This window comes from Rhodobacter ferrooxidans (assembly GCF_000176015.1).
Lineage (GTDB): Bacteria > Pseudomonadota > Alphaproteobacteria > Rhodobacterales > Rhodobacteraceae > Pseudorhodobacter_B > Pseudorhodobacter_B ferrooxidans.
The window spans coordinates 140,449-159,058 of the sequence record NZ_ACYY01000006.1 but is presented as its reverse complement, the minus strand read 5'-3'; the positions used below and the strand labels follow the sequence as shown (position 1 = coordinate 159,058).

At 67.3% G+C, this 18,610-nt stretch carries 19 protein-coding genes; 6 read left to right on the top strand and 13 right to left on the bottom strand.

Annotation, left to right across the window (positions count from 1 at the left end; translation table 11 throughout):
* Nucleotides 1-208: 208 nt before the first annotated feature.
* Entirely contained in the window at nt 209-523 is a 315-nt protein-coding gene (locus RSW2DRAFT_RS06575; RefSeq protein WP_008029262.1) for a hypothetical protein, read from the top strand.
* A 177-nt stretch (nt 524-700) separates the two neighbouring features.
* On the opposite strand, the gene RSW2DRAFT_RS06570 is transcribed toward RSW2DRAFT_RS06575, so the two are convergent.
* The 4 genes from RSW2DRAFT_RS06570 to meaB all read right to left on the bottom strand — a co-directional run bounded on the left by RSW2DRAFT_RS06570 (nt 701) and on the right by meaB (nt 3,174).
* Nucleotides 701-1,210: a copper chaperone PCu(A)C gene (locus RSW2DRAFT_RS06570; protein WP_008029260.1), complete on the bottom strand. Its 510-nt coding sequence runs from the start codon at nt 1,208-1,210 to the stop codon at nt 701-703.
* On the bottom strand, nt 1,207-1,596 hold the full coding sequence (locus RSW2DRAFT_RS06565) for a hypothetical protein (protein WP_008029258.1): 390 nt from the start codon (nt 1,594-1,596) through the stop codon (nt 1,207-1,209). Before RSW2DRAFT_RS06565 ends, RSW2DRAFT_RS06570 begins: the two co-directional genes overlap by 4 nt.
* A gap of 118 nt (nt 1,597-1,714) precedes the next feature.
* The gene (rpmB, locus tag RSW2DRAFT_RS06560; RefSeq protein ID WP_008029256.1) at nt 1,715-1,999 is read right to left on the bottom strand and encodes a 50S ribosomal protein L28; all 285 of its coding nucleotides are present in this window, start codon (nt 1,997-1,999) and stop codon (nt 1,715-1,717) included.
* 191 nt (nt 2,000-2,190) lie between these two features.
* The gene (meaB, locus tag RSW2DRAFT_RS06555; protein WP_008029254.1) at nt 2,191-3,174 is read right to left on the bottom strand and encodes a methylmalonyl Co-A mutase-associated GTPase MeaB; all 984 of its coding nucleotides are present in this window, start codon (nt 3,172-3,174) and stop codon (nt 2,191-2,193) included.
* Nucleotides 3,175-3,328: 154 nt separating this feature from the next.
* Between meaB and RSW2DRAFT_RS06550 the strand changes: the two genes are divergently transcribed.
* The gene (locus RSW2DRAFT_RS06550) at nt 3,329-4,066 is read left to right on the top strand and encodes a DUF3108 domain-containing protein (protein ID WP_008029252.1); all 738 of its coding nucleotides are present in this window, start codon (nt 3,329-3,331) and stop codon (nt 4,064-4,066) included.
* Nucleotides 4,067-4,091: 25 nt separating this feature from the next.
* The gene (hrpB, locus tag RSW2DRAFT_RS06545) at nt 4,092-6,575 is read left to right on the top strand and encodes an ATP-dependent helicase HrpB (protein ID WP_040671757.1); all 2,484 of its coding nucleotides are present in this window, start codon (nt 4,092-4,094) and stop codon (nt 6,573-6,575) included.
* Here hrpB and RSW2DRAFT_RS17145 read toward each other — a convergent pair whose 3' ends face one another.
* Nucleotides 6,576-7,850: a Hint domain-containing protein gene (locus RSW2DRAFT_RS17145; RefSeq protein WP_008029249.1), complete on the bottom strand. Its 1,275-nt coding sequence runs from the start codon at nt 7,848-7,850 to the stop codon at nt 6,576-6,578.
* Nucleotides 7,851-8,144: 294 nt separating this feature from the next.
* Here RSW2DRAFT_RS17145 and RSW2DRAFT_RS06535 point away from each other — a divergent pair, with 294 nt between their 5' ends.
* Nucleotides 8,145-9,302, top strand: coding sequence for an MFS transporter (locus RSW2DRAFT_RS06535; RefSeq protein WP_232209658.1), 1,158 nt, complete (start codon nt 8,145-8,147; stop codon nt 9,300-9,302).
* Here RSW2DRAFT_RS06535 and RSW2DRAFT_RS06530 read toward each other — a convergent pair whose 3' ends face one another.
* The 6 genes from RSW2DRAFT_RS06530 to RSW2DRAFT_RS06505 form a co-directional block, all read right to left on the bottom strand.
* Nucleotides 9,303-9,860 (bottom strand): cysteine hydrolase family protein, encoded by a 558-nt coding sequence (locus RSW2DRAFT_RS06530; protein ID WP_008029245.1) that lies wholly within the window; start codon nt 9,858-9,860, stop codon nt 9,303-9,305.
* Complete coding sequence (locus tag RSW2DRAFT_RS06525; RefSeq protein ID WP_008029243.1) at nt 9,857-10,429, bottom strand: isochorismatase family protein; 573 nt, start codon at nt 10,427-10,429, stop codon at nt 9,857-9,859. The genes RSW2DRAFT_RS06530 and RSW2DRAFT_RS06525 overlap by 4 nt, the downstream gene beginning before the upstream one ends.
* 3 nt (nt 10,430-10,432) lie before the next feature.
* Nucleotides 10,433-10,921, bottom strand: coding sequence for a DUF1993 domain-containing protein (locus tag RSW2DRAFT_RS06520; RefSeq protein ID WP_008029240.1), 489 nt, complete (start codon nt 10,919-10,921; stop codon nt 10,433-10,435).
* A 79-nt stretch (nt 10,922-11,000) separates the two neighbouring features.
* On the bottom strand, nt 11,001-11,639 hold the full coding sequence (locus RSW2DRAFT_RS06515; RefSeq protein WP_008029238.1) for a hypothetical protein: 639 nt from the start codon (nt 11,637-11,639) through the stop codon (nt 11,001-11,003).
* Nucleotides 11,640-12,566, bottom strand: a complete 927-nt coding sequence (argF, locus tag RSW2DRAFT_RS06510; RefSeq protein ID WP_008029237.1) for an ornithine carbamoyltransferase — start codon at nt 12,564-12,566, stop codon at nt 11,640-11,642.
* A gap of 74 nt (nt 12,567-12,640) precedes the next feature.
* Complete coding sequence (locus RSW2DRAFT_RS06505) at nt 12,641-13,819, bottom strand: aspartate aminotransferase family protein (RefSeq protein WP_008029234.1); 1,179 nt, start codon at nt 13,817-13,819, stop codon at nt 12,641-12,643.
* A 317-nt stretch (nt 13,820-14,136) separates the two neighbouring features.
* Between RSW2DRAFT_RS06505 and RSW2DRAFT_RS06500 the strand changes: the two genes are divergently transcribed.
* Entirely contained in the window at nt 14,137-14,754 is a 618-nt protein-coding gene (locus RSW2DRAFT_RS06500; protein ID WP_008029231.1) for a GcrA family cell cycle regulator, read from the top strand.
* Nucleotides 14,755-14,890: 136 nt separating this feature from the next.
* Here RSW2DRAFT_RS06500 and RSW2DRAFT_RS06495 read toward each other — a convergent pair whose 3' ends face one another.
* Together RSW2DRAFT_RS06495 and RSW2DRAFT_RS06490 are read right to left on the bottom strand one after the other, a co-directional pair.
* Entirely contained in the window at nt 14,891-15,370 is a 480-nt protein-coding gene (locus RSW2DRAFT_RS06495) for a M10 family metallopeptidase C-terminal domain-containing protein (protein ID WP_008029228.1), read from the bottom strand.
* Nucleotides 15,371-15,725: 355 nt separating this feature from the next.
* Complete coding sequence (locus tag RSW2DRAFT_RS06490; RefSeq protein ID WP_008029226.1) at nt 15,726-17,702, bottom strand: AsmA family protein; 1,977 nt, start codon at nt 17,700-17,702, stop codon at nt 15,726-15,728.
* A 421-nt stretch (nt 17,703-18,123) separates the two neighbouring features.
* On the opposite strand from RSW2DRAFT_RS06490, the gene RSW2DRAFT_RS06485 reads away from it, so the two are divergent.
* Nucleotides 18,124-18,603, top strand: coding sequence for a sulfocyanin-like copper-binding protein (locus tag RSW2DRAFT_RS06485; RefSeq protein ID WP_198008076.1), 480 nt, complete (start codon nt 18,124-18,126; stop codon nt 18,601-18,603).
* The last annotated feature ends 7 nt before the right edge of the window (nt 18,604-18,610 follow it).

The window sequence follows — 18,610 nt, the reverse complement described above, 5'->3', positions numbered from 1 at the left end:
GGGCAATGACTGGGCATCGGTGGCGGCCCTACCCGATCTGGTGGCCGCCTGCCCCGCTGCCACAGCCGATGGCGGCCATGGGTCCAAACGCGCGGAAATCCGCTCAACCATTGAAAAACCTTCGTCGAATCGTCATAATGGACGCAGAAAATGACCGGGTCCGCGGCGCTCCAATGGGCGTCCTACCCCCCGGCGAGAGGCAGAGCAGATGAAAAAATCACTCCTGACCGCGACAGCGGTCGTTTGTCTTGCGTCGCTTGGCGCCAGTGCGGCAATGGCCGGCCCGATCGAGCGGGCCTGTCTGAACTCGGACCGCCAAGCCGCCAACCGGGCGGTCTGCGCCTGTATCCAACAGGTGGCCGACCAGACCCTGCGCGGGGCCGACCAGCGCCGGGCGGCGAAATTCTTCTCCGACCCCGAGGCCGCGCACAAGGTCTGGCTGTCGAAATCCGCCAGCGATGATGCGTTCTGGGACCGCTACAAGAACTTTGGCGCCAGCGCCGAGGCCTATTGCGCCGGCTGATCCGGGCCTGATGCCGCCGTCCATCGAAGCGTGGCAGCCGACCACTTCCGGTCGCGGTTTTCATCTGTTCGAAAATATCCCCGCCGGAGGCTCCATGCCGCGCGGCGAGGTGATCCGTTGCCCCATCAAGAGCGGAATCGCCGCCCGCCCGACATTCCAGGCGGGCGGCGTTTGGGCTCAGTTGCTGGCGCCTTCCGCCGGGGCGGCGCCCATGGACATGCCGGCATCGGCGGCAGCGCGGGCCAGATCGACCGGCACCTCGATCTCGATCACGCCAGCCTTTTCGAAGGTCAGCGCCACCTTGATGATGTCGCCCTGTTTCAGCGGCTGCTTCAGGCCCATGAACATCACGTGATGACTGCCGCGTTTCAGCACCAGAGTGCCGCCCGCCGGCACTTCGAAGCCTTCGGGGACTTCGACCATCTGCATCACGCCATTGGCATCCTCGATATGGGTGTGCAACTGCACGACATCAGACACGTCCGAGGCGGCAGACAGCAGCCGGTCGGCGTCGGCGGTCGGATTTTCCACCACAAAGAACGCGGCCCCCGAGGCCGCCATGGCCGAGGAGGTGATGGCATAGGGGTCGGAAATGGTCAGGCCTTCCTGCGCCAGGGCAGCGGTGGTGAAGCCGGGCACGGCAAAGGCAACCGCCGCAGCGGTCAGCAGGGATTTGAGGTAGGTCATGGTATTTTCCTGTCAGTTGATTTCGGTGTGAAGGCGACGTCAGACCGACAGGGGGGACCACGGGCGCATTGCGGCGTGGAATGGTGCGCGTGCAGCCGGCGCGGCGGCGGCAGAGGGGCTGCCTCTGCGGTGACAAGCGGTACGGGCAGGCTGAAGGCGGCGGGCAGCAGAAACACCGCCACAGCCGCCAGGCAATCGGGACAGAAATGCGAGGGTGCAACCGGGTTGCCGTTGGCATCGACGGTGATCACCGCGTCGCCTGCGTCCGAACAGATGGTCAGGGATTCGGTCGGGCCGGTCTGCCCACGCGCCAGCACCATCGGCACCGATGTCAGCATCAGTGCCAGCACAAGAAACAGCCTGGGGAATACGCTGAACCCGATCATGTGCGACACTTTATCCAGCGTCGCGGGTAGTTCCAAGCGGAATCCCAGCAGGCGGGCACAGACGCAAAAGCCCCGCCGGATCGGGCGGGGCTTTGCTTGCAGAAACCTTGACGAAGGATCAGGCGGCCTGAACCTTGGAGATTTCTTTCTTGATTTTCAGAGCCTTGTCGGACAGCTCGTCATCCTTGGCCTTGGCCAGGAACGCATCCAGACCGCCGCGGTGATCGACCGAGCGCAGCGCATGCGCCGAGATGCGCAGCTTGAAGGATTGGCCCAGAACGTCGGAGATCAGCGTGACCTCGTTCAGGTTCGGCAAAAAGCGCCGACGGGATTTGTTGTTGGCATGGCTGACAGTGTTGCCAGACATCGGGCCTTTACCGCTGAGTTCGCAGACGCGCGACATGGTCGTGATCCTTGTCATTAAAAGCTGTGGGGCACCGCAAGGGGCAGTGCGCCGAATTCCATCGGGGTGATTTAGGGGCAATCGGCGGCGGCGTCAAGCGGGGAACGGCGGGTTTGCGGCGCGTGCCGGGGAGAGGGCTGTCTGCCCCCTCCCCGGACCCCTTCCCCGAGGATATTTGGACAAAGGAGAAATCAGGGAGTGCTATGGGCCAGCGCGGCCAGCATCTCGGCGGCGGCGGCGTCGGGGGTCATGCGACCTGCGGCGACGGCCTGACCGAGGTTTTCCATGCGGGCGCGGGCGGGGTCGTGGTTCAGTTCGGCCAGCAGGCCCTGGCGCACCTCTTCCGAAAACCAGTGGCGGGCCTGACCCGCGCGGCGGTTGGCCCAATGGCCGTGGTCCTGCCGCCATGCCGCAAGATTGCGGATCTCGGTCCAGGCTTCCGCAAGGCCGGTATCGGCCAGGGCCGAGACGGTCAGCGCCTTGGGAAAGCCCGGCGGGTCTTGCGGGCGGCGGCGCAGCAGGTGCAAGGCGCCGGCGTAATCGGCGCAGGTGCGCAGGGCCGCGGGTTTCAGATCGCCATCGGCCTTGTTGACAAGGATCAGGTCGGCCATCTCCATGATGCCGCGCTTGACGCCCTGCAATTCGTCGCCGCCTGCCGGGGCCAGCAGCAGCACGAAGATGTCGCACAATTCCGCCACCATGGTTTCGGACTGCCCGACCCCCACCGTCTCGATCAGCACCACATCGAACCCCGCCGCCTCGCACAGCGCCACCGCCTCGCGTGAGCGGCGGGCGACGCCGCCAAGCTGGGTCTGGCTGGGCGAGGGCCGGATGAAGGCCAGAGGGTCGCGGCTGAGGCGCTCCATCCGGGTCTTGTCGCCCAGGATCGAGCCGCCCGAGCGGGCCGAGGAGGGATCGACCGCCAGCACCGCCACCCGCAGCCCCTGTGCGGTCAGCAGCAGCCCGAGGCTTTCGATCAGCGTCGATTTGCCCACCCCCGGCGTGCCGGAAAGCCCGATGCGCAGCGCCTGCCGCCCGGCCGCCTGCACCTCGGCCAGCAGGCTGCGGGCCGCAGCCCGGTGGTCGTCGCGACGGCTTTCCACCAGGGTGATGGCACGCGCCAGCGCCCGGCGATCACCGGCGATGACAGATCGGGCCAGGTCTGAAACATCCATGCATAGGCTCCGGCGGGGTTTCGCTTATCTGCCCGGCAATGACGCGATTGTCAGCACCGGGCAGGACGGTTGGGCTTTTGTGCCCGCTCTGCCCGGGTTATGCCAGAGAAAGAGCGGCGTTCAAGCCGCTGAGCAGGTATTCACGAGGTTTGACATGGCTTCCTTCGGGTGCAGACTACGGCAGGCGTTTGGCGTTGCGGCTCTGGCTTTGGTGGCGTTTGGCCTGCCGGCACAGGCACAGGCCGAGCAGATCAGCTTTGATCTGGTGATGAAGGGCATCAAGGCGGGCAAGCTGAGCTTCGTCGGCACGCAGGATGGCACGGCCTATTCGGCGGAAGGCTCGCTGCAAAGTGCGGGCCTTGCCGCGATCATGCGCAAGGTGCGGTTTGATGCCGCGACCCGTGGCAGCATCGTCAATGGCCGCTATGTCCCTGCCTCCTATACCGAAAACGCCGATACCGGCAAACGCCAGTCGCAATCGGTGATGGCCTATGTCAACGGCAACCCGCAGGTCGCCTCGTATTCTCCCGCCCGCAAGCCGCGGGAAAAGGATGTCGATCCTGCCACCATGGGCGGCACGGTCGATCCGCTGACGGCGCTTTATGCGGCGTTGCGCGAGGTGGACAAGGGCCAGGAATGTCAGATCAACCTGCGGATGTTCGACGGGCGGCGCAGTTCGCAAGTGGCGACCTCGGCCCCCAAGGCCGTGGGCGATACCGTGGTCTGCAAGGGCGAATACCGCCGTCTGGCCGGCTTTTCCGACAAGGAGATGGCCGACAAGACGCAGTTCTTCTTCACCCTGACCTATGCGCCGACCGAAAATGGCCGGATGCGGGTGGTCGAGGTGGCGACCGACACGATCTATGGCAAAGGCCTGCTGGTCAGGCGATAAGGCTGGGGTGACCGACCCCGCCGCCATATCCGATGCCCTGCCGATCGACGCAGCCCTGCCTGCGTTGATTTCGGCGTTGCGGGAACGGCGGATGGCGGTGTTGCAGGCGCCTCCGGGGGCGGGCAAGACCACGCGGGTGCCGCTGGCGCTGCTGGAGGCGGGGCTGTGCCAAGGCCGCATCGTGATGCTGGAGCCGCGGCGGCTGGCGGCGCGGGCGGCGGCAGGGCGGCTGGCCGAGGCTTTGGGCGAGGTGGTCGGTAGCACGGTGGGCTATCGCATCCGCGGCGAGGCGAAGGTGGGCCGGGACACGCGGATCGAGGTGGTGACCGAAGGCATCCTGACAAGGATGATCCAGTCCGACCCCGGCCTTGGCGGCATCGGCGCGCTGATCTTCGACGAATTCCACGAACGCAGTCTGAACGCCGATCTGGGGCTGGCGCTGGCGCTGGAGGTGCGCGGGGCTTTGCGCGAGGATCTGGTCTTGCTGGCGATGTCGGCCACGCTGGAGGCCGCACCTGTGGCCGGGCTGATGGCGGATGCCGCGGGGGATGCGCCGGTGATCCGCAGCGAGGGCCGGGCCTGGCCGGTGGACACCCGCTGGCTGCCGCGGCCCCTTGGCCCCAAGGCGCGGCTGGAGGCAGAGGTGGCGGCGCTGGTCTGTCAGGCGCTGGAGGAAAACCCGCAAGGCGGCGTGCTGGTGTTTCTGCCGGGCGAGGCCGAAATCCGGCGGGTCGAGGCGGCGTTGAAGGGGCGGTTGCCTGCGGGTTGCGAGCTGCGCCCCTTGTTCGGGGCGATGGACTTTGCCGCCCAGCGTGCGGCCTTGGCCCCGGCCAAGGGGCGCAAGATCGTGCTGGCGACGTCGATTGCCGAAACCTCGCTGACCATCCCCGACGTGCGGGTGGTGGTGGATGCGGGCCGCGCACGGCGGGCGCGGTTCGATGCCGGGTCAGGCATGTCGCGGCTGGTCACCGAGCGGGTGACGCGGGCCGAGGCCGAGCAGCGGCGAGGCCGGGCGGGGCGGGTGGCGCCGGGGGTGTGCTATCGGCTGTGGACCCGTGGCGAGGATGGCGCGCTGGCGGCTTTTGCCCCGGCCGAGATCGAGGTGGCCGATCTGACGGGCCTCGCGCTGGAACTGGCGCTGTGGGGTGGCGATGGCGGGCTGGCCTTCCTGACGCCGCCGCATCCGGGCGTGCTGGCCGAGGCGCGGGCGCTGCTGGCGGCTTTGGGGGCCTTGGACGCCAGCGGGCGGATTACCGACCATGGCCGGGCACTGGCGGCGCTGCCGCTGCATCCGCGGCTGGGGCATATGCTGCTGCGCGCCGGTGGGGCGCAGGCGGCGACCTTGGCGGCGCTGCTGGCGGAACGCGATCCCTTGCGCGGCGCGCCTGCCGATCTGGCGCTGCGAATGGCGGCGATTGCCGATCCGTCGCGGTTCGAGGCCGACCACCCCTATGCGGTGAACCGCGGCGTGGTGGACCGCATCCGGCAAGAGGCGCGGCGGTTGGAGCGGGCGGGGCGGCCTGCGCCAGCGCAGGCCGCCCCGCCCCCTGCCCCGCTGTCCTTGGCGCAGATGGCGGCGCTGGCCTATCCCGACCGCATCGGCCTGCGCCGCAGCGGCGAGGCACCGCGCTGGGTGCTTTCGGGCGGCAAGGGCGCGGCGATGGCGGCGGGGCAGCCGCTGTCGCAAGCCCGGCTGATCGTCGCCACCGATCTGGACGGCGACCCGCGCGAGGCGCAGGTGCGCGATGCCATTGCCATCTCGGAACCCGAACTGCGGGCGCTGTTCGGCGCCGACATCCGCTGGCGCGAGGTCTGCGACTGGTCGCGGCGCGAGGGCCGGGTGGTGGCGCGGCGGCAGGAATGTCTGGGGGCACTGGTGCTGGACGACCGGCCCTGGCCCGAGGCCCCGGCAGAGGCGCGGGCGCAGGCGGCGTTGCAGGGGCTGCGGCTGATCGGCCTGCCCTGGACACCTGCGGCGCGGCGCTTGGCGGCACGGATACGGCTGTGCCGCGACGGCGGTGCCGCCCTGCCCGATGTCAGCGATGGCGCCCTGCTGGAACAGGCAGACTGGCTTTTGCCGCATCTGGTGGCCATCAGGACCGAAGCCGACCTGCGCGGGTTTGATCTGACCGAGCCGCTGCGGCAGGCCTTGGGCTGGGACAAGCTGCACCTGCTGGACCAGTTGACCCCGGCGCAGTTCGAGACCCCGCTGGGGCGACGGGTGCCGATCGACTATGACGGTGAAGCACCGGGTATCGCGCTGAAATTGCAGGAATTGTTCGGGGTGACCCAGCATCCTTGCGTCGGCCCGAACCGCCTGCCCCTGCGCATCACCCTGCTGTCGCCCGCCGGTGCGCCGGTGCAGGTGACGCAGGATTTGCCGGGGTTCTGGACCAATTCCTATGCCGAGGTGCGCCGCGACCTGCGCGGCCGCTATCCGCGCCACCCCTGGCCGGAAGACCCGCGCCTGGCCGAACCGACCACGCGGGCCAAGCCGCGCGGCACCTGATCAGGCGGCCAGCGCCTGCCTCGACGCTGCGGCCATCGCCCGCAGCCCGCCGCGCAGCCGCGCTGCCAGCAACACCTGCGCCTCGTGCGGTTTCAGCACCCGGCGGGCGGCGGGCAGCCGGGTCAGCCGATCCAGTTCCCAGGGCAGGAACACCGCCTGAAGCTCTGCCACCGCGCTATCGGGAAGCGATGCCAAAGCCATCGGGCCGGGGCGCAGGCTTTCGGCGGGCGTGCCCTCGGCCAGCAGAACGTGATGCGCGTCCAGCAACAGGTGGTGATAACTGACCCGCTGCGGGCCAGGGTCATGGCTGACGCCGGGCAGCCCCAGCAGATCCTTGGCCGACACCAGCACCTCGGCCTCGCCGAACAAGAGTTCGCAATCGACGCCCGACAGCAGCAGAAGATGCTGGCCGGAGACCGCCAGATCGCGGTCGTTGTCCAGCACGCCTGCGGCAATCCGCACCGGACAGGCGGCACCCGTGGCAATCACATTGCCGCCACCGACCCAGCGCAGCGGCTGCGCACCATCGTCCAGCGTGCAGACCAGATCGCCCGCCCGCAAGTCCTGCACCGCGCGCGGCCCCTGCGGCGTGGCAATCTGCGTGCCGGCCACGAAGCACACCGGATTGCCGTTCCAGAACGCCTGACCATAGGTGCCGTTGGTGCTGCCCGGGTCCAGCACGGCAGTGGGATAGCCCGCCAGCGCCGTGGCATTGCCCGACCCCGGCAGGATGTAGTCATTGGCGCCGCCATCGGTATATCCGGCCTGCGCCACGCCATAGCCGCCATTGGTGAACTGCACCCGGTTGTAGATGAACTCGATGTTGAAATTGCCGTTCTGCGAGGCGTCCAGCACCACCTGAAAACTGTTGGTGGTGGTGCCACTGCCGGTATAGCCGCGCACCCGCAGCCAGGTGATGGTGACCCGGCCGGTGGTGGGATCCAGATCCCAGTAGATGTTGTTGTTGCCGGTGGCCGAGCCGCCAGTGATGTCGATATCGGTCCAGAACGGCGCAATCAGCGGCGAGGTCTGGGTGGCAAGGTTCGTGGGCGTGTAGCTGGTGTTGGGGCCGGTAAAGCTGATCAAGCCGTTGGTGTTGATGTAGATCGAGGTGTAATTGGTGCCGAAATAGTTGATGCCACTCGGCCCGAACACCGAGGTGATGTTGACCGCAATCGAGCCGTCGTCATAGTTGCCCGAGGTCAGGGAATGGCCGATGAAGCTGTTCTCGCCATAGCCCGTCGGGCCGCCGAGGCCTGAATACATCGTGGCCATTCTGGCCTCCTGTCGGTTTCCAACCTGAGAACAATGCATCGACTCGGATCGTGGCGGCAGCGCGGCATGGCGGTGACGGCACGGCGGCGTCGCAAAGGTATTTTTCAGGCTGCGCACCAATTTGGCCGAACTGCGGGCATTGTTTCGCTTGGCGGGCCAATCGCGGCGGCGGCCTTGCAATCTTGCGAAACAATCTGTGCGGGCGGCGCGCGGACCGGGGGCTTTTCGCGACGATGGCGCCGACATATGCAGGGAACAGGCAACAAGGGGTGCGGGATGCAGGCGGGGCGACAGGTGGCAACACGGGGGCGCTGGGCGGTGGCGGCAATGTTCCTGACCAACGGCTTCATCATGGGCAGTTGGGCGCCGCAGATCCCGCTGCTGCTGCCGCGGCATCAGATCAGCGAGTTCACCCTGGGTTTGCTGATCCTCGGCCTTGGCCTGGGTGCAGTGGCGGCAATGGCGGTTTCGGGCGGGCTGATTGCCCGGCATGGCTCACGCCCGGTGCTGCGCGGCTTTGCCATTGCGGCTTCTGGCACGCTGCTGGCGGTGGTGCTGGCGCCGAACCTTTGGCTGCTGGCGGCCACCATGGCGGTGATGGGGGCGCTGATCGGCTGCATGGACGTGGCGATGAACGCCAACGCGGTCGAGGTCGAACGGCGGCTGGGCCGGGCGATCATGTCCTCGTCGCACGGGTTCTGGAGCCTTGGCGGTTTTGTCGGCGGCGGGGTTGGTGGCTGGATCATCGCCAGTCAGGGCGCGGTGGTGCATGCGGCCCTGGTCTCGGGGCTGGCGCTGGCGCTGGTGCTGGCGGTCGGCCCGCGGCTGGACGGCGCGCCGCCGGTGCCGCGGGTGGCGGGGACCGCGGGGCAGAAACACCGGCACTGGCCGCGCAGCTTTACCATCTATCTGATCGGCCTGATGGCCTTGGCCAGCATGGTGCCCGAAGGCGCGGTGCTGGACTGGGCGGCGCTGTATCTGGCGCGCGATCTGGGCAGTTCGGTTTCCACCTCGGGCCTCGCGTTCGCGGCCTTTGCCGGCAGCATGGCGCTGATGCGCTTTGCCGGAGACGGCCTGCGCAACCGCTTTGGCGCGGTGGTGACGCTGCGGGTGTCAGGGGCGGTGGCGGCGGCGGGGCTGCTGGGCGCGGCCTTTGCGCCGCTGGCACCGCTGGCCATCGGCTGCTTTGCCATCGCCGGGCTGGGCATCGCCAACATGGTGCCGATCACCCTGTCGGCGGCGGGCAACCTGCCCGGTCTGGGCGCCGGGGTCGGCATCTCGATCGTGACGATGATGGGTTATTCGGGGATTCTGGTGGCCCCCGCCAGCATCGGTTTCGTGGCCGAGCATATCGGCTACCGCGTCACCTATGCGACGCTGGCGCTGCTGCTGGTCGGCGTGGCGCTGCTGGCGCGGCAGGTGGCGGCGGCGGATGACCGGCAGGTGCATTAGTCAAATAACGGACGCTACCTCGGCGGTGGTGACAAGCTGCGCGAAATCGGCGCCCAGCAGCGAAAGGGTGACCCGCAGCACGGTGTCGGCGTCGATCCTGCCCCCCGAGTCCTTGGCATCATGCGCCGGAATGTCGAAACCGATCAGCGCATCACCGGGCAGGATCACCTGAAAACCAAGGTCCGATGCCGCGCGGGTGGTCGAGGTGACGCAGAACGCCGCCACCGCCCCGATCAGCACCAGCCGGTCGATGCCGCGCTTGCGCAGATGCGCGTCAAGCCCGGTGCCGGAAAACGCCGAGGAGGTGGATTTCCAGAACACCGCCTCGCCCGGCGCAGGTTGCGCACAGGGCATCGGTTCGCCATCGGGCTGACCCTTGCTGAACGGCGTGCCGGGATCGTCGTGATGCACATGGATCACCGGCAGACCACGGGCGCGGAACAGGGCCAGCAGGGCGGCGGTGTTGTCCTCGGCCTGCGGATTGGCGCGCGGGCGGCCTTCGGCGCTGCGGCGGGCCATGCCCATCTGCATGTCGATCACCAACAGGGCGGCGGTCATCCGGCGATCTCGGCCAGCACGGTGGCGGTGTCGGTGATGCGGGCAAACTCGCCGTCCAGATTGGCCAGCGTCAGCGCCAGCACGTCCGCCGGTGGCATCACCCGACCGTCGCGCAGGGTTTTCTGGAAGTTGATCAGCGCATCCGCGACCACCGTGGTGCTGAACCCGAGGTTCCCAGCCATCCGCGCCGTGCTTTCGACACAGACATTCGCCGCCCCGCCCGCCAGCACCAGCGCCGGGTTGCCCAAAGCCGCCAGCCGCTGCGCCAGATCGGTGCCGATGAAGGCCGAGGCGCCATGCTTGACCACCACCGGCTCGGCCCCCACCGGGGCTGCGCAGGGCTGCACCACAGCCCCGGGTGCAGTGGCGTGCATGGTGTCGCGCGGGTCAAGCCCGTGGTGGTGGATGTGGATCACCGGCAGCCCCGCGGCGCGGAACGCCGCCAGCAGGTCGGCAATCCGCGCTTCGGCCTCGGGGTTGGCCCAGGGGTAGCCCGCGTCACGGTCGTGAACGAAAGCCATCTGCACGTCGATCATCAGCAGCGCAGGCGACAGCGGCGCAGGTGCCATGGCTCAGCCCCCCAGAAAATCGACCTTGCCGACATCGACACCATTGGCGCGCAGGATGTTGTAGGCGGTGGTCATGTGAAAGAAGAAGTTCGGCACCGCATAGCCGTTCTGGTAATGATCGCCGGTAAAGGTCAGTTCGCGCGGGCCGGCCTTGATGTGGATGGTGCGGGCCTCGGCGCCCGTGAAGGCATCGGCGGGGATGCTGGAAAGGAAGGCCTGGGTCTTGGCCACCCGCTCGCGCAGGTCGGCAAGGGTGGTTTCGGTATCGGCAAAGCTGGGAACCTCCAGCCCCGCCAGCCGGGCGCAGGCGCCTTTGGCATGGTCGCAGGCGATGGTGACCTGACGCCAGAACGGCAGCATGTCAGCGATCAGCCGCAGGTTCGGGATGACCTCGGGCTTGAGCCTTTTCGCCTCGGCATGGGCTTCGGCCTTGTCGAGCAGTCTGGACAGCGCGGTCAGGAAATGGGTGAAGACGGGGACAGGGTTCTGCATCATCGGCCTTTTCGGATTGGGGAAGGCAGCAATTGCTTGCCTGCCAGCAAGCAGGCAAATGGCGCGGAATGCAAGCGGGTCAATGGCCGTGACGTCGGCGCACTTCGGCTATGGCGGCCTCCCAGCTTGGCCGCGCCGGACGATGGTTGGCCCCCGGCGGGGCAAGGGCGCGCGCCGCACAATGCGGGATCTGCAGGGCCGACAGGCAGGCCTGCGCCTTGGCGCCAAACCCGATCACCACCGCCCCCGGCATCAGCGCGATTTGCCGGGCCAGATAGCGGTCGGCGCAGGTGCGGTCCTTGCGACCACCGATTTCCTGCGCAACCGAACAAAGCCGCGCCTCGGTCAGCCAGACCGAACACAACTGGCTGGCAAGATCCTGCCCCGGCACGATCTGATCAATGAACCAGCGGACATTGCGGTGAAACTGGTGTTGTGCGGCGGCCATGATCCGCAAGGTCTCGGCCACGCAGGCCGACAGCATCTGCTGCGGGGTCAGCGCCGGGTCATAATGGTCCTGCGGGTAAACCCCGCCCGGTTCGGCAAAGACCATGATCGCGCGCACCTGCGCCAGATCGCCCGCAGCACCCAGAAAACCGCGCGGCACATGGCCGATTGCAGGCTGCCACACCGCCTCGGGGCAGGTGCCAAACCCGGCGCAGGGCGCAAAAGCGGGCAACAGCACGCGTTGCAATGCGGGATCGGGAAGCGGGCTCACCTAGACCCCCAGGCACCAGCGCATCACCGCCTTTTGCGCGTGCAGGCGGTTTTCGGCCTCGTCGAACACCACCGAATGGGGGCCGTCCATCACGGCGCTGGTCACCTCGTCATTGCGATGCGCGGGCAGGCAATGCATGAACAGGGCGTCGGGCTTGGCCTTGGCCATCAGCGCGTCGTTGACCTGATAGCCGCGCAACTGGTTGTGGCGGCGTTCCTTGGCGGATTCGGGGTCGTGCATGCTGACCCAAGTATCGGTGACCACCAGATCGGCTCCCTGCACGGCAAGGGCGGGGTCACGCTCGATGGCGACGCGGCTGCCCATCTGGCGGGCAAAACCGAGGGCTGGGGCTTCGGGGTCCAAGGGTTCGGGGCCGGTGAAGGTGAAATCGAAACCGAACTGGCCTGCGGCATGCAGGAAGCTGGCGCAGACGTTGTTGCCGTCGCCGGCCCAGACCACTTTTTTCCCGGCGATCGGGCCGCGGTGTTCCTCGTAGGTCATCACGTCGGCCATGATCTGGCAGGGGTGGGTGCGGTTGGTCAGGCCGTTGATCACCGGCACGGTGGCGTGTTCGGCCATCTCTAGCAGCGTCGCCTCCTCGAAGGTGCGGATCATGATCAGATCGACATAGCGGCTGAGAACCCGGGCGGTATCGGCAATGGTCTCGCCGTGGCCAAGCTGCATTTCCTTGCCCGAGAGCACCATGGTCTGCCCGCCCATCTGCCGCACGCCGACATCGAAGCTGACGCGGGTGCGGGTCGAGGGTTTTTCGAAGATCAGCGCCACCATGCGGCCCGCAAGCGGCTGGTCGTCGTCGGGCGTGCCCTTGGGGCGGCCGTTGCGGGCGGTTTTCATCGCCTGGGCCGAGTTGATCATCAGCCGCAGATCGGCGGCGGCGGTGGTGTGGATATCGAGGAAGTGTTTCATTTCCGGTTTCTTTTGCAAGGAAGCCGGGGGCGCTGCCCCCGGACCCCCGGGATATTTGGACAAAGGTGAATGGTTCAGGCGGCTTGGGTTTCCACCCGGATTGCGGCGGCGTCGAGGCGGTGCAGCGCCTCGGTGATGTCGGCGTCGGGGATGTTGAGGGCGGGCAGCAGGCGCAGGCAATTGTCGGCGGCGGGCACGGTCAGCAGGTGTTCGGCGTAGGCCGCCTGCAGCACGGCCGTGTTGGCGGCGCGGCATTTCAGGCCCAGCATCAGACCCTGGCCGCGCACCGCCTCGAACACCTCTGGGTGGCTGGCCACAAGGCTTTCAAGGCCCTGGCGGAACAGGGCGGCCTTGCGGTTGACCTCGGCCAGAAAGGCGTCGTTGGCGATCAGCCGCATCACTTCGGCCCCGACGGCACAGCCCAGCGGGTTGCCGCCGTAGGTGGAGCCATGGGTGCCCGAGGTCATGCCCGAAGCGGCGTCTTCGGTGGCCAAGAGGGCGCCCAGCGGGAAGCCGCCGCCGATGCCCTTGGCCACCATCATGATGTCGGGAGTGATGCCGGCCCATTCGTGGGCGAAGAGTTTGCCGGTGCGGCCCATGCCGCATTGCACCTCGTCGAACACCAGGAGGGCGCCGGTCTCGTCGCAGAGGTCGCGCAGGCCTTTCAGGCATTGGTCGGGAACGCTGCGGATGCCGCCCTCGCCCTGGATCGGCTCGATCATCACCGCAGCCGTTTGCCGGGTGACGGCGGCGCGCAGGGCGTCGTGGTCGCCAAACGGCAGGGCGCGGAAGCCGGGCATCAGGGGGCCGAAGCCCTTGGTCAGCTTTTCCGACCCGGCGGCGGCGATGGCGCCGGTGGAGCGGCCGTGGAAGGCGCCCTCGAAGGTCAGGATCTCGGTCCGCGGTTCGGCTTTGTCATACCAGTATTTGCGCACCATCTTGATGGCAAGCTCGGCGGCTTCGGTTCCGGAATTGGTGAAGAATACGGTGTCAGCGAAGGTGTGTTCGACCAGCAGGTCGGCCAGCACCTCTTGCTCCGGCACCCGGTAGAGGTTCGAGACGTGCCAGAGCTTGCCCGCCTGTTCGGTCAGCGCCGCCACCAGCGCCGGATGGGCATGGCCCAGGGCGTTAACCGCGATACCGGCGCCAAGATCAAGATAGCGGCTGCCGTTTTCGGCGGTCAGCCAGCAGCCCGAGCCATGGGTGAAGGCCACGGGCGCGCGGGAATAGGTGGGCAGGACGGAAGCAATCATGGCGATATCCCTGAAAGGAAGCCCAATGCGTGCCAAAGCCGCGGGGCATAGTCAACGTAAGATCGGGTGAGGGGTGCGCGGCGCGTGGCCACGCGGGATCGGTCGCTCAGGCGCGGGTGCGTCGGCGTCGGGGCAGCGCGAAGGGGTGCGAAGCGGTGATCATGGCGGCGTGGTAGCGCAACGGGCGATGCCTGTCCATGGCTTTGCAGTGGATTTTGGCCCCTTGCGCTTGTAACTGCGCCGCCCGGCCCGTAGAATGGCGCGAACTGGCGGAACGGGGCCTTTGGGCCACGGCAGCCTTATATCGGAGATCACGCATGTCCTGGACCGATGAGCGCGTCGAGACGCTCAAGAAGATGTGGGCCGAAGGCCAGTCGGCCTCGCAGATTGCCAAGGAACTGGGCGGGGTCACCCGCAATGCGGTGATCGGCAAGGTGCACCGGCTTGGCCTGTCGAACCGGGTTGGGCCGGGCGGCAAGGAAGAGGACGAGGTGGAAGTGGCCCCGGTGGAAGCTGCGCGCCCGGCGCCGGTGGAGCCGCTGCGCCCGGCCGAGCCGCGGGTGGCGCCGGAACGGCCTGCGACCCCTGCTGCTGCGGCGGCGCCCGTCGGCACTGGAGCCAGCAACGGCGCCAGCATCACGCCGATTCCGCTGCGCAAGGCGATCATCCCGGCGGGACAACCGCTGCCACCGCAACCCTCGGCCAACGAGATCAGCCCCGAGGCGCTGGCTTCGGTGCGCGAGGTGGAAAAGCGCGCCAAGAAGCTGACGCTGATGGAACTGACCGAGCGCACCTGCAAATGGCCGATCGGCGACCCTGCCACCGACGATTTCTGGTTCTGCGGCCTGCCCAGTCTGCCGGGCAAGCCTTATTGCGAGGCGCATGTCGGCGTGGCGTTCCAGCCGATGAGCGCGCGGCGCGATCGGCGGCGCTGAAACGCTGCCTTGATTTCGCAAAGGGGCGTGGCTGGGCTGCGCCCTTTTTTGTTGCCGACGCCGGGGCGCATGGCTGGGCTGTGCCTTTGGTGGGGGTGGGGGCCGGACGGGCAAGCCCGCCAAGCCTTTTGCCGGTTCAGAAGATGAAATCCGCGGCGGTCAGCGCCGCATGGTTGGCCAGCTCGATGGCAAAATCTGCCGTGCCGTCGCCGTTCACGTCGCCCGTCAGCACGCCGGTGCTCTGGTCATAGCTGACCTCGCGACCACCACTTGCGGTGAAGGCCGCAGCCCCAATGAACTGGCCGCCGGCCATGAAGGCTGCCAAGTCGATATGGTCGTCACCGGATTTGAAATCGGTGATGACATCGCTGCTGCCGGGCCGCCCGGCCTCGGCCGCGGTGTTGTAAACGAAGGTGTCGTTACCGGACCCGCCGGTCAGCAGGTCATGCCCATTGCCGCCGACCAGAACATCCCCGCCGCTACCGCCGTAAAGCCGGTCGCTGCCATTGCCGCCATACATGACATCGGCGCCTTGGCCGCCGTAGAAAGTATCGGCAATATCCGAGCCGGTGAAGGTGTCGGCTTTGTCGGTTCCATATTGGGGTAGCGTCGCCATGATTACCTCTTAAACTATGCGGTGAATGGTATGCTCGACGCCTGAACTCTTCCCGGGGTTGAATGGTCGTTGAATTGGCCATTGGTCCTGATTTTGCCGGACCGGATCAGGAATCGTTTAAAACGCAATGGAATGATTTGGTTTATTTGCCAAGCCGTCAATCGGGCATTGTGTCATTCTGATGGCAGTAGCGTGGAAACAATTTGTTTCTATCAAGGCGTTGACGGCGGTAAAGATTGATGACCGGCCTATCCGGCGGCAGTGAGCGCCGTGTCGGAAACGCCGTGTCGGAAACGCCCAAGGGGGCGCGTTTCGGGCCGAACGCGCCAAGCGCCGGGCCATGAAGAAACCGGAGTCAGTTCCCCGCGCCGTTCCCAATCAGCCCGTCCAGCGCGCGAGCGGCTTCGGATTCCAACGCCTGTTGCGCGCGGCGGCGGGCGGCGTCTTCCAGGCTTTCGCCGGGAAGCTGGTCAATGCCCAGCCGGTCAGACAGCGCGGCCTTGGCGGCGGCTTCGGCTTTCAGGCGCTCTTCTTCCAGCCGGGCTTCCAGCTTGGCCTTTTCGTCGGCCAGGCGTTGACGGGTCAGGGCTTCAAGGTCCAGCTTGAACACCGGTTTGGCCCAGGGGCCGGTGATCGCCAGCGGCACGTTGACCCCGGCGCTGCCATCGGGACGGGCCAGCACGGTGGGCTCGATCCGGTAGTCGAGCGTCCGGTTGCCGATATCAACGCGGCCTTTGCCATTGGCGGCCACCAGCGGGGCGGTCAACGCCAGGTCGTCGTTGGAAAGCACGCCATCCTTCAGCGTGTAGCTGGCGGTCACGCCGTCGAAGATGGTCCTGGCCCCCTCGCCCACGAAGTTGGGGTCCAGATTGCGCAGCATCCCCGCCAGATCAAGGCCGCGCAACTCGCCCTTGCCGAACGTCAGACTGCCATTGCCGGACAGGCTGTGGGCAATGCCATCAAGGCTGTTGCCGACGCCAAGGAATTTCAGGCCAAGATCGGCATTGGCAATCAGCCGGTCCGACCCCGCCAGATCGGCCAGCAAGGGTTGCAGCATCAGCCCCTTGGCGGTCAGATCGCCACCGACCGACAGCCCGCCGCGACCATTGACCACGAACTGCCCGGCAATGCTGCCGCCATAGGCCGCGATCTCGCGGATGTCGAACACCGCCCGCGCCCGGTCCAGCGTCAGCAGCAGCCGCGAACGGCCCAGATCCACCGTGCCAAGCGTGATCGCATCGGCAGCCAGCGCCACCTTGGCATCCAGCGCGGCAAGACCCGAGACATCAATCGGGCTGCGCGACCAGCCGGTTGCCGCCGCCCCGCCCCCCGGCGCCCCCGCCAGCGCCGCAAGGTTCAGCGCGCCGGTGCTGACCTGCGCCGACAGCTTCGGGCGCGGGCCGTCGGTGGTGAGGTCAGCATCGCCTTGCAGCACATTGCCATCCAGCGTGACAGTGCCCGCGCGCAGATGCAGACTGCCCTCGGCGGTCAGCGTCAGCGCCCCCGAAACGGCGGCATTGCGCGCGCCCAGACCCTCTGGCAGGTTGGGCCGCCCCGCCCCGGCCAGCGCCGACACCGCCGCCAGATCGGCCAGATCGGCCTGCAGCGTGCCCTCGGCCACCAGCGGGCTTGCCGCCATCTGGCCCTTGAAGCTGGCCCTGGCCACGCCGGAGGTGGCGTTCAGCGTCATCGGCACCAGTTGCCCGGCCATGAACGGACCAAAGCTTTCGATCTGCGCGGTCACGTCCAGCGGCTGGCCGTTCATCGCCGCCTTCAGGGTCAGGTCCAGCGGGCCGGTAAAGCTGGGAAAGGCCGCCTCGGCCTCGATCCCGGTCAGGTTCAGACTGCGACCGGTGCTGCGGTCGGTGTAGTGCACCGCCCCCCCCGTCACCGTGCCAAGGTCCAGCGTGAACGGCGCACCAGAGGCCGCACCCGCCCCGCCGCCCTTGCCGCCGAACTGCCAGTTGCCGCGACCGTCCTTGTCGCGCTCCAGCAGCAGCACCGGGCCTACGGCACTGATGCCGGTGATCCGCACCTCGCCGCCCAGCAGCGCGCCCATGTCCAGACGGATCGCCAAAGCCTCGGCCCGCAGCATCGGCCCGGCGTCCGACCATTCGGCGTTGGAGATGCTGACCGGGCCGGTTTCCACCCCCAGCACCGGCCAGATCGACGGGGTAACGCCGCCCTCGAACGCCAAAACCCGCCCCGTTGCCCGGCCAAACTCGCGCGCCGCCAGCAGCGCCACCTTGTCGGCGGGCAACAGCAGCAGCAACCCCGCCGCCAGCACCACCAGCACCGCCAAGGCCGCAACCAGCCGCACGATCCACCGCATGAAATTCCCTCCGGGGCGCCTGATGCGTCCAGCCTAATCCGCCCCCGAAATCGCCACAAGCGCCACCACCACCCTTGGCATCAAATCGCCGAGATCACAGACGCTTGGCCTCGTTTTCCAGGTCACGGGGCGCGCGCCGCCGGGCCACGGATCAGCACACTTCACAAGGCCAACACAGCTTTCGGCATTTGTCCCTTTTGGCGGCCCCTCATGCCGCTGCGCAGAAACCCGCCGATCCGGCCCAAAATACAACTTAAACGTGCTTTTTTGACTTGACATTATTTTTTTCACCCGGACTTGACCGGCTTCGGCTCTAAGTTACACTTGAAGGCGTGCAATTAGGCACAGCCCCCAAAAGCCCGATTTTGAAACGGGCACTTTTCAGACGCACAACAGACGCACAAAGGAAGGTATGACAATCGTGAAACGAGTGTTCAAATACGTCTTGCTGCCCGGCGCCCTGATGGCCGCACTGGCGGCCCCGGTGCTGGCCGACACCACCGTTCAGGCTTTCCTCTGGGATGCCGACCAGATGGAAAACCTGGCGACCGATCTGGCGCTGGGTGGCACTGGCGACCATTCCACCGCCAAGTTCGGCGTGGCGCTTTCCACCGACACCGTGCCCGCTGGCAAGGTGACACTGGCCGTCACCAACATGTCGGAAAACATGTTCCACGAAATGCTGATCTCGCCGGTTCCGGCCAGTGGCACCTTGCCGCTTGACCCCGCGACCGGGCGGGTGGACGAGGCGACGGGCGGCTCGCTGGGCGAAGTGGCCGAGATCGAACCCGGCGCGAAAGGCACCCTGACGGTTGACCTGACACCGGGCCAGTATGTGGTCTATTGCAACCTGCCCGGCCACTGGAATGCCGGCATGTGGTCGGTTCTGACCGTGAAGTGACGCACTG

Excerpts from the sequence above, each read along its gene's own strand:
- RSW2DRAFT_RS06575 (WP_008029262.1), top strand. The coding sequence starts at position 209 with ATGAAAAAATCACTCCTGACCGCGACAGCGGTCGTTTGTCTTGCGTCG.
- RSW2DRAFT_RS06570 (WP_008029260.1), bottom strand. The coding sequence starts at position 1,210 with ATGACCTACCTCAAATCCCTGCTGACCGCTGCGGCGGTTGCCTTTGCC.
- RSW2DRAFT_RS06565 (WP_008029258.1), bottom strand. The coding sequence starts at position 1,596 with ATGATCGGGTTCAGCGTATTCCCCAGGCTGTTTCTTGTGCTGGCACTG.
- rpmB (WP_008029256.1), bottom strand. The coding sequence starts at position 1,999 with ATGTCGCGCGTCTGCGAACTCAGCGGTAAAGGCCCGATGTCTGGCAAC.
- meaB (WP_008029254.1), bottom strand. The coding sequence starts at position 3,174 with ATGGATGTTTCAGACCTGGCCCGATCTGTCATCGCCGGTGATCGCCGG.
- RSW2DRAFT_RS06550 (WP_008029252.1), top strand. The coding sequence starts at position 3,329 with ATGGCTTCCTTCGGGTGCAGACTACGGCAGGCGTTTGGCGTTGCGGCT.
- RSW2DRAFT_RS17145 (WP_008029249.1), bottom strand. The coding sequence starts at position 7,850 with ATGGCCACGATGTATTCAGGCCTCGGCGGCCCGACGGGCTATGGCGAG.
- RSW2DRAFT_RS06530 (WP_008029245.1), bottom strand. The coding sequence starts at position 9,860 with ATGACCGCCGCCCTGTTGGTGATCGACATGCAGATGGGCATGGCCCGC.
- RSW2DRAFT_RS06525 (WP_008029243.1), bottom strand. The coding sequence starts at position 10,429 with ATGGCACCTGCGCCGCTGTCGCCTGCGCTGCTGATGATCGACGTGCAG.
- RSW2DRAFT_RS06520 (WP_008029240.1), bottom strand. The coding sequence starts at position 10,921 with ATGCAGAACCCTGTCCCCGTCTTCACCCATTTCCTGACCGCGCTGTCC.
- argF (WP_008029237.1), bottom strand. The coding sequence starts at position 12,566 with ATGAAACACTTCCTCGATATCCACACCACCGCCGCCGCCGATCTGCGG.
- RSW2DRAFT_RS06505 (WP_008029234.1), bottom strand. The coding sequence starts at position 13,819 with ATGATTGCTTCCGTCCTGCCCACCTATTCCCGCGCGCCCGTGGCCTTC.
- RSW2DRAFT_RS06500 (WP_008029231.1), top strand. The coding sequence starts at position 14,137 with ATGTCCTGGACCGATGAGCGCGTCGAGACGCTCAAGAAGATGTGGGCC.
- RSW2DRAFT_RS06495 (WP_008029228.1), bottom strand. The coding sequence starts at position 15,370 with ATGGCGACGCTACCCCAATATGGAACCGACAAAGCCGACACCTTCACC.
- RSW2DRAFT_RS06490 (WP_008029226.1), bottom strand. The coding sequence starts at position 17,702 with ATGCGGTGGATCGTGCGGCTGGTTGCGGCCTTGGCGGTGCTGGTGGTG.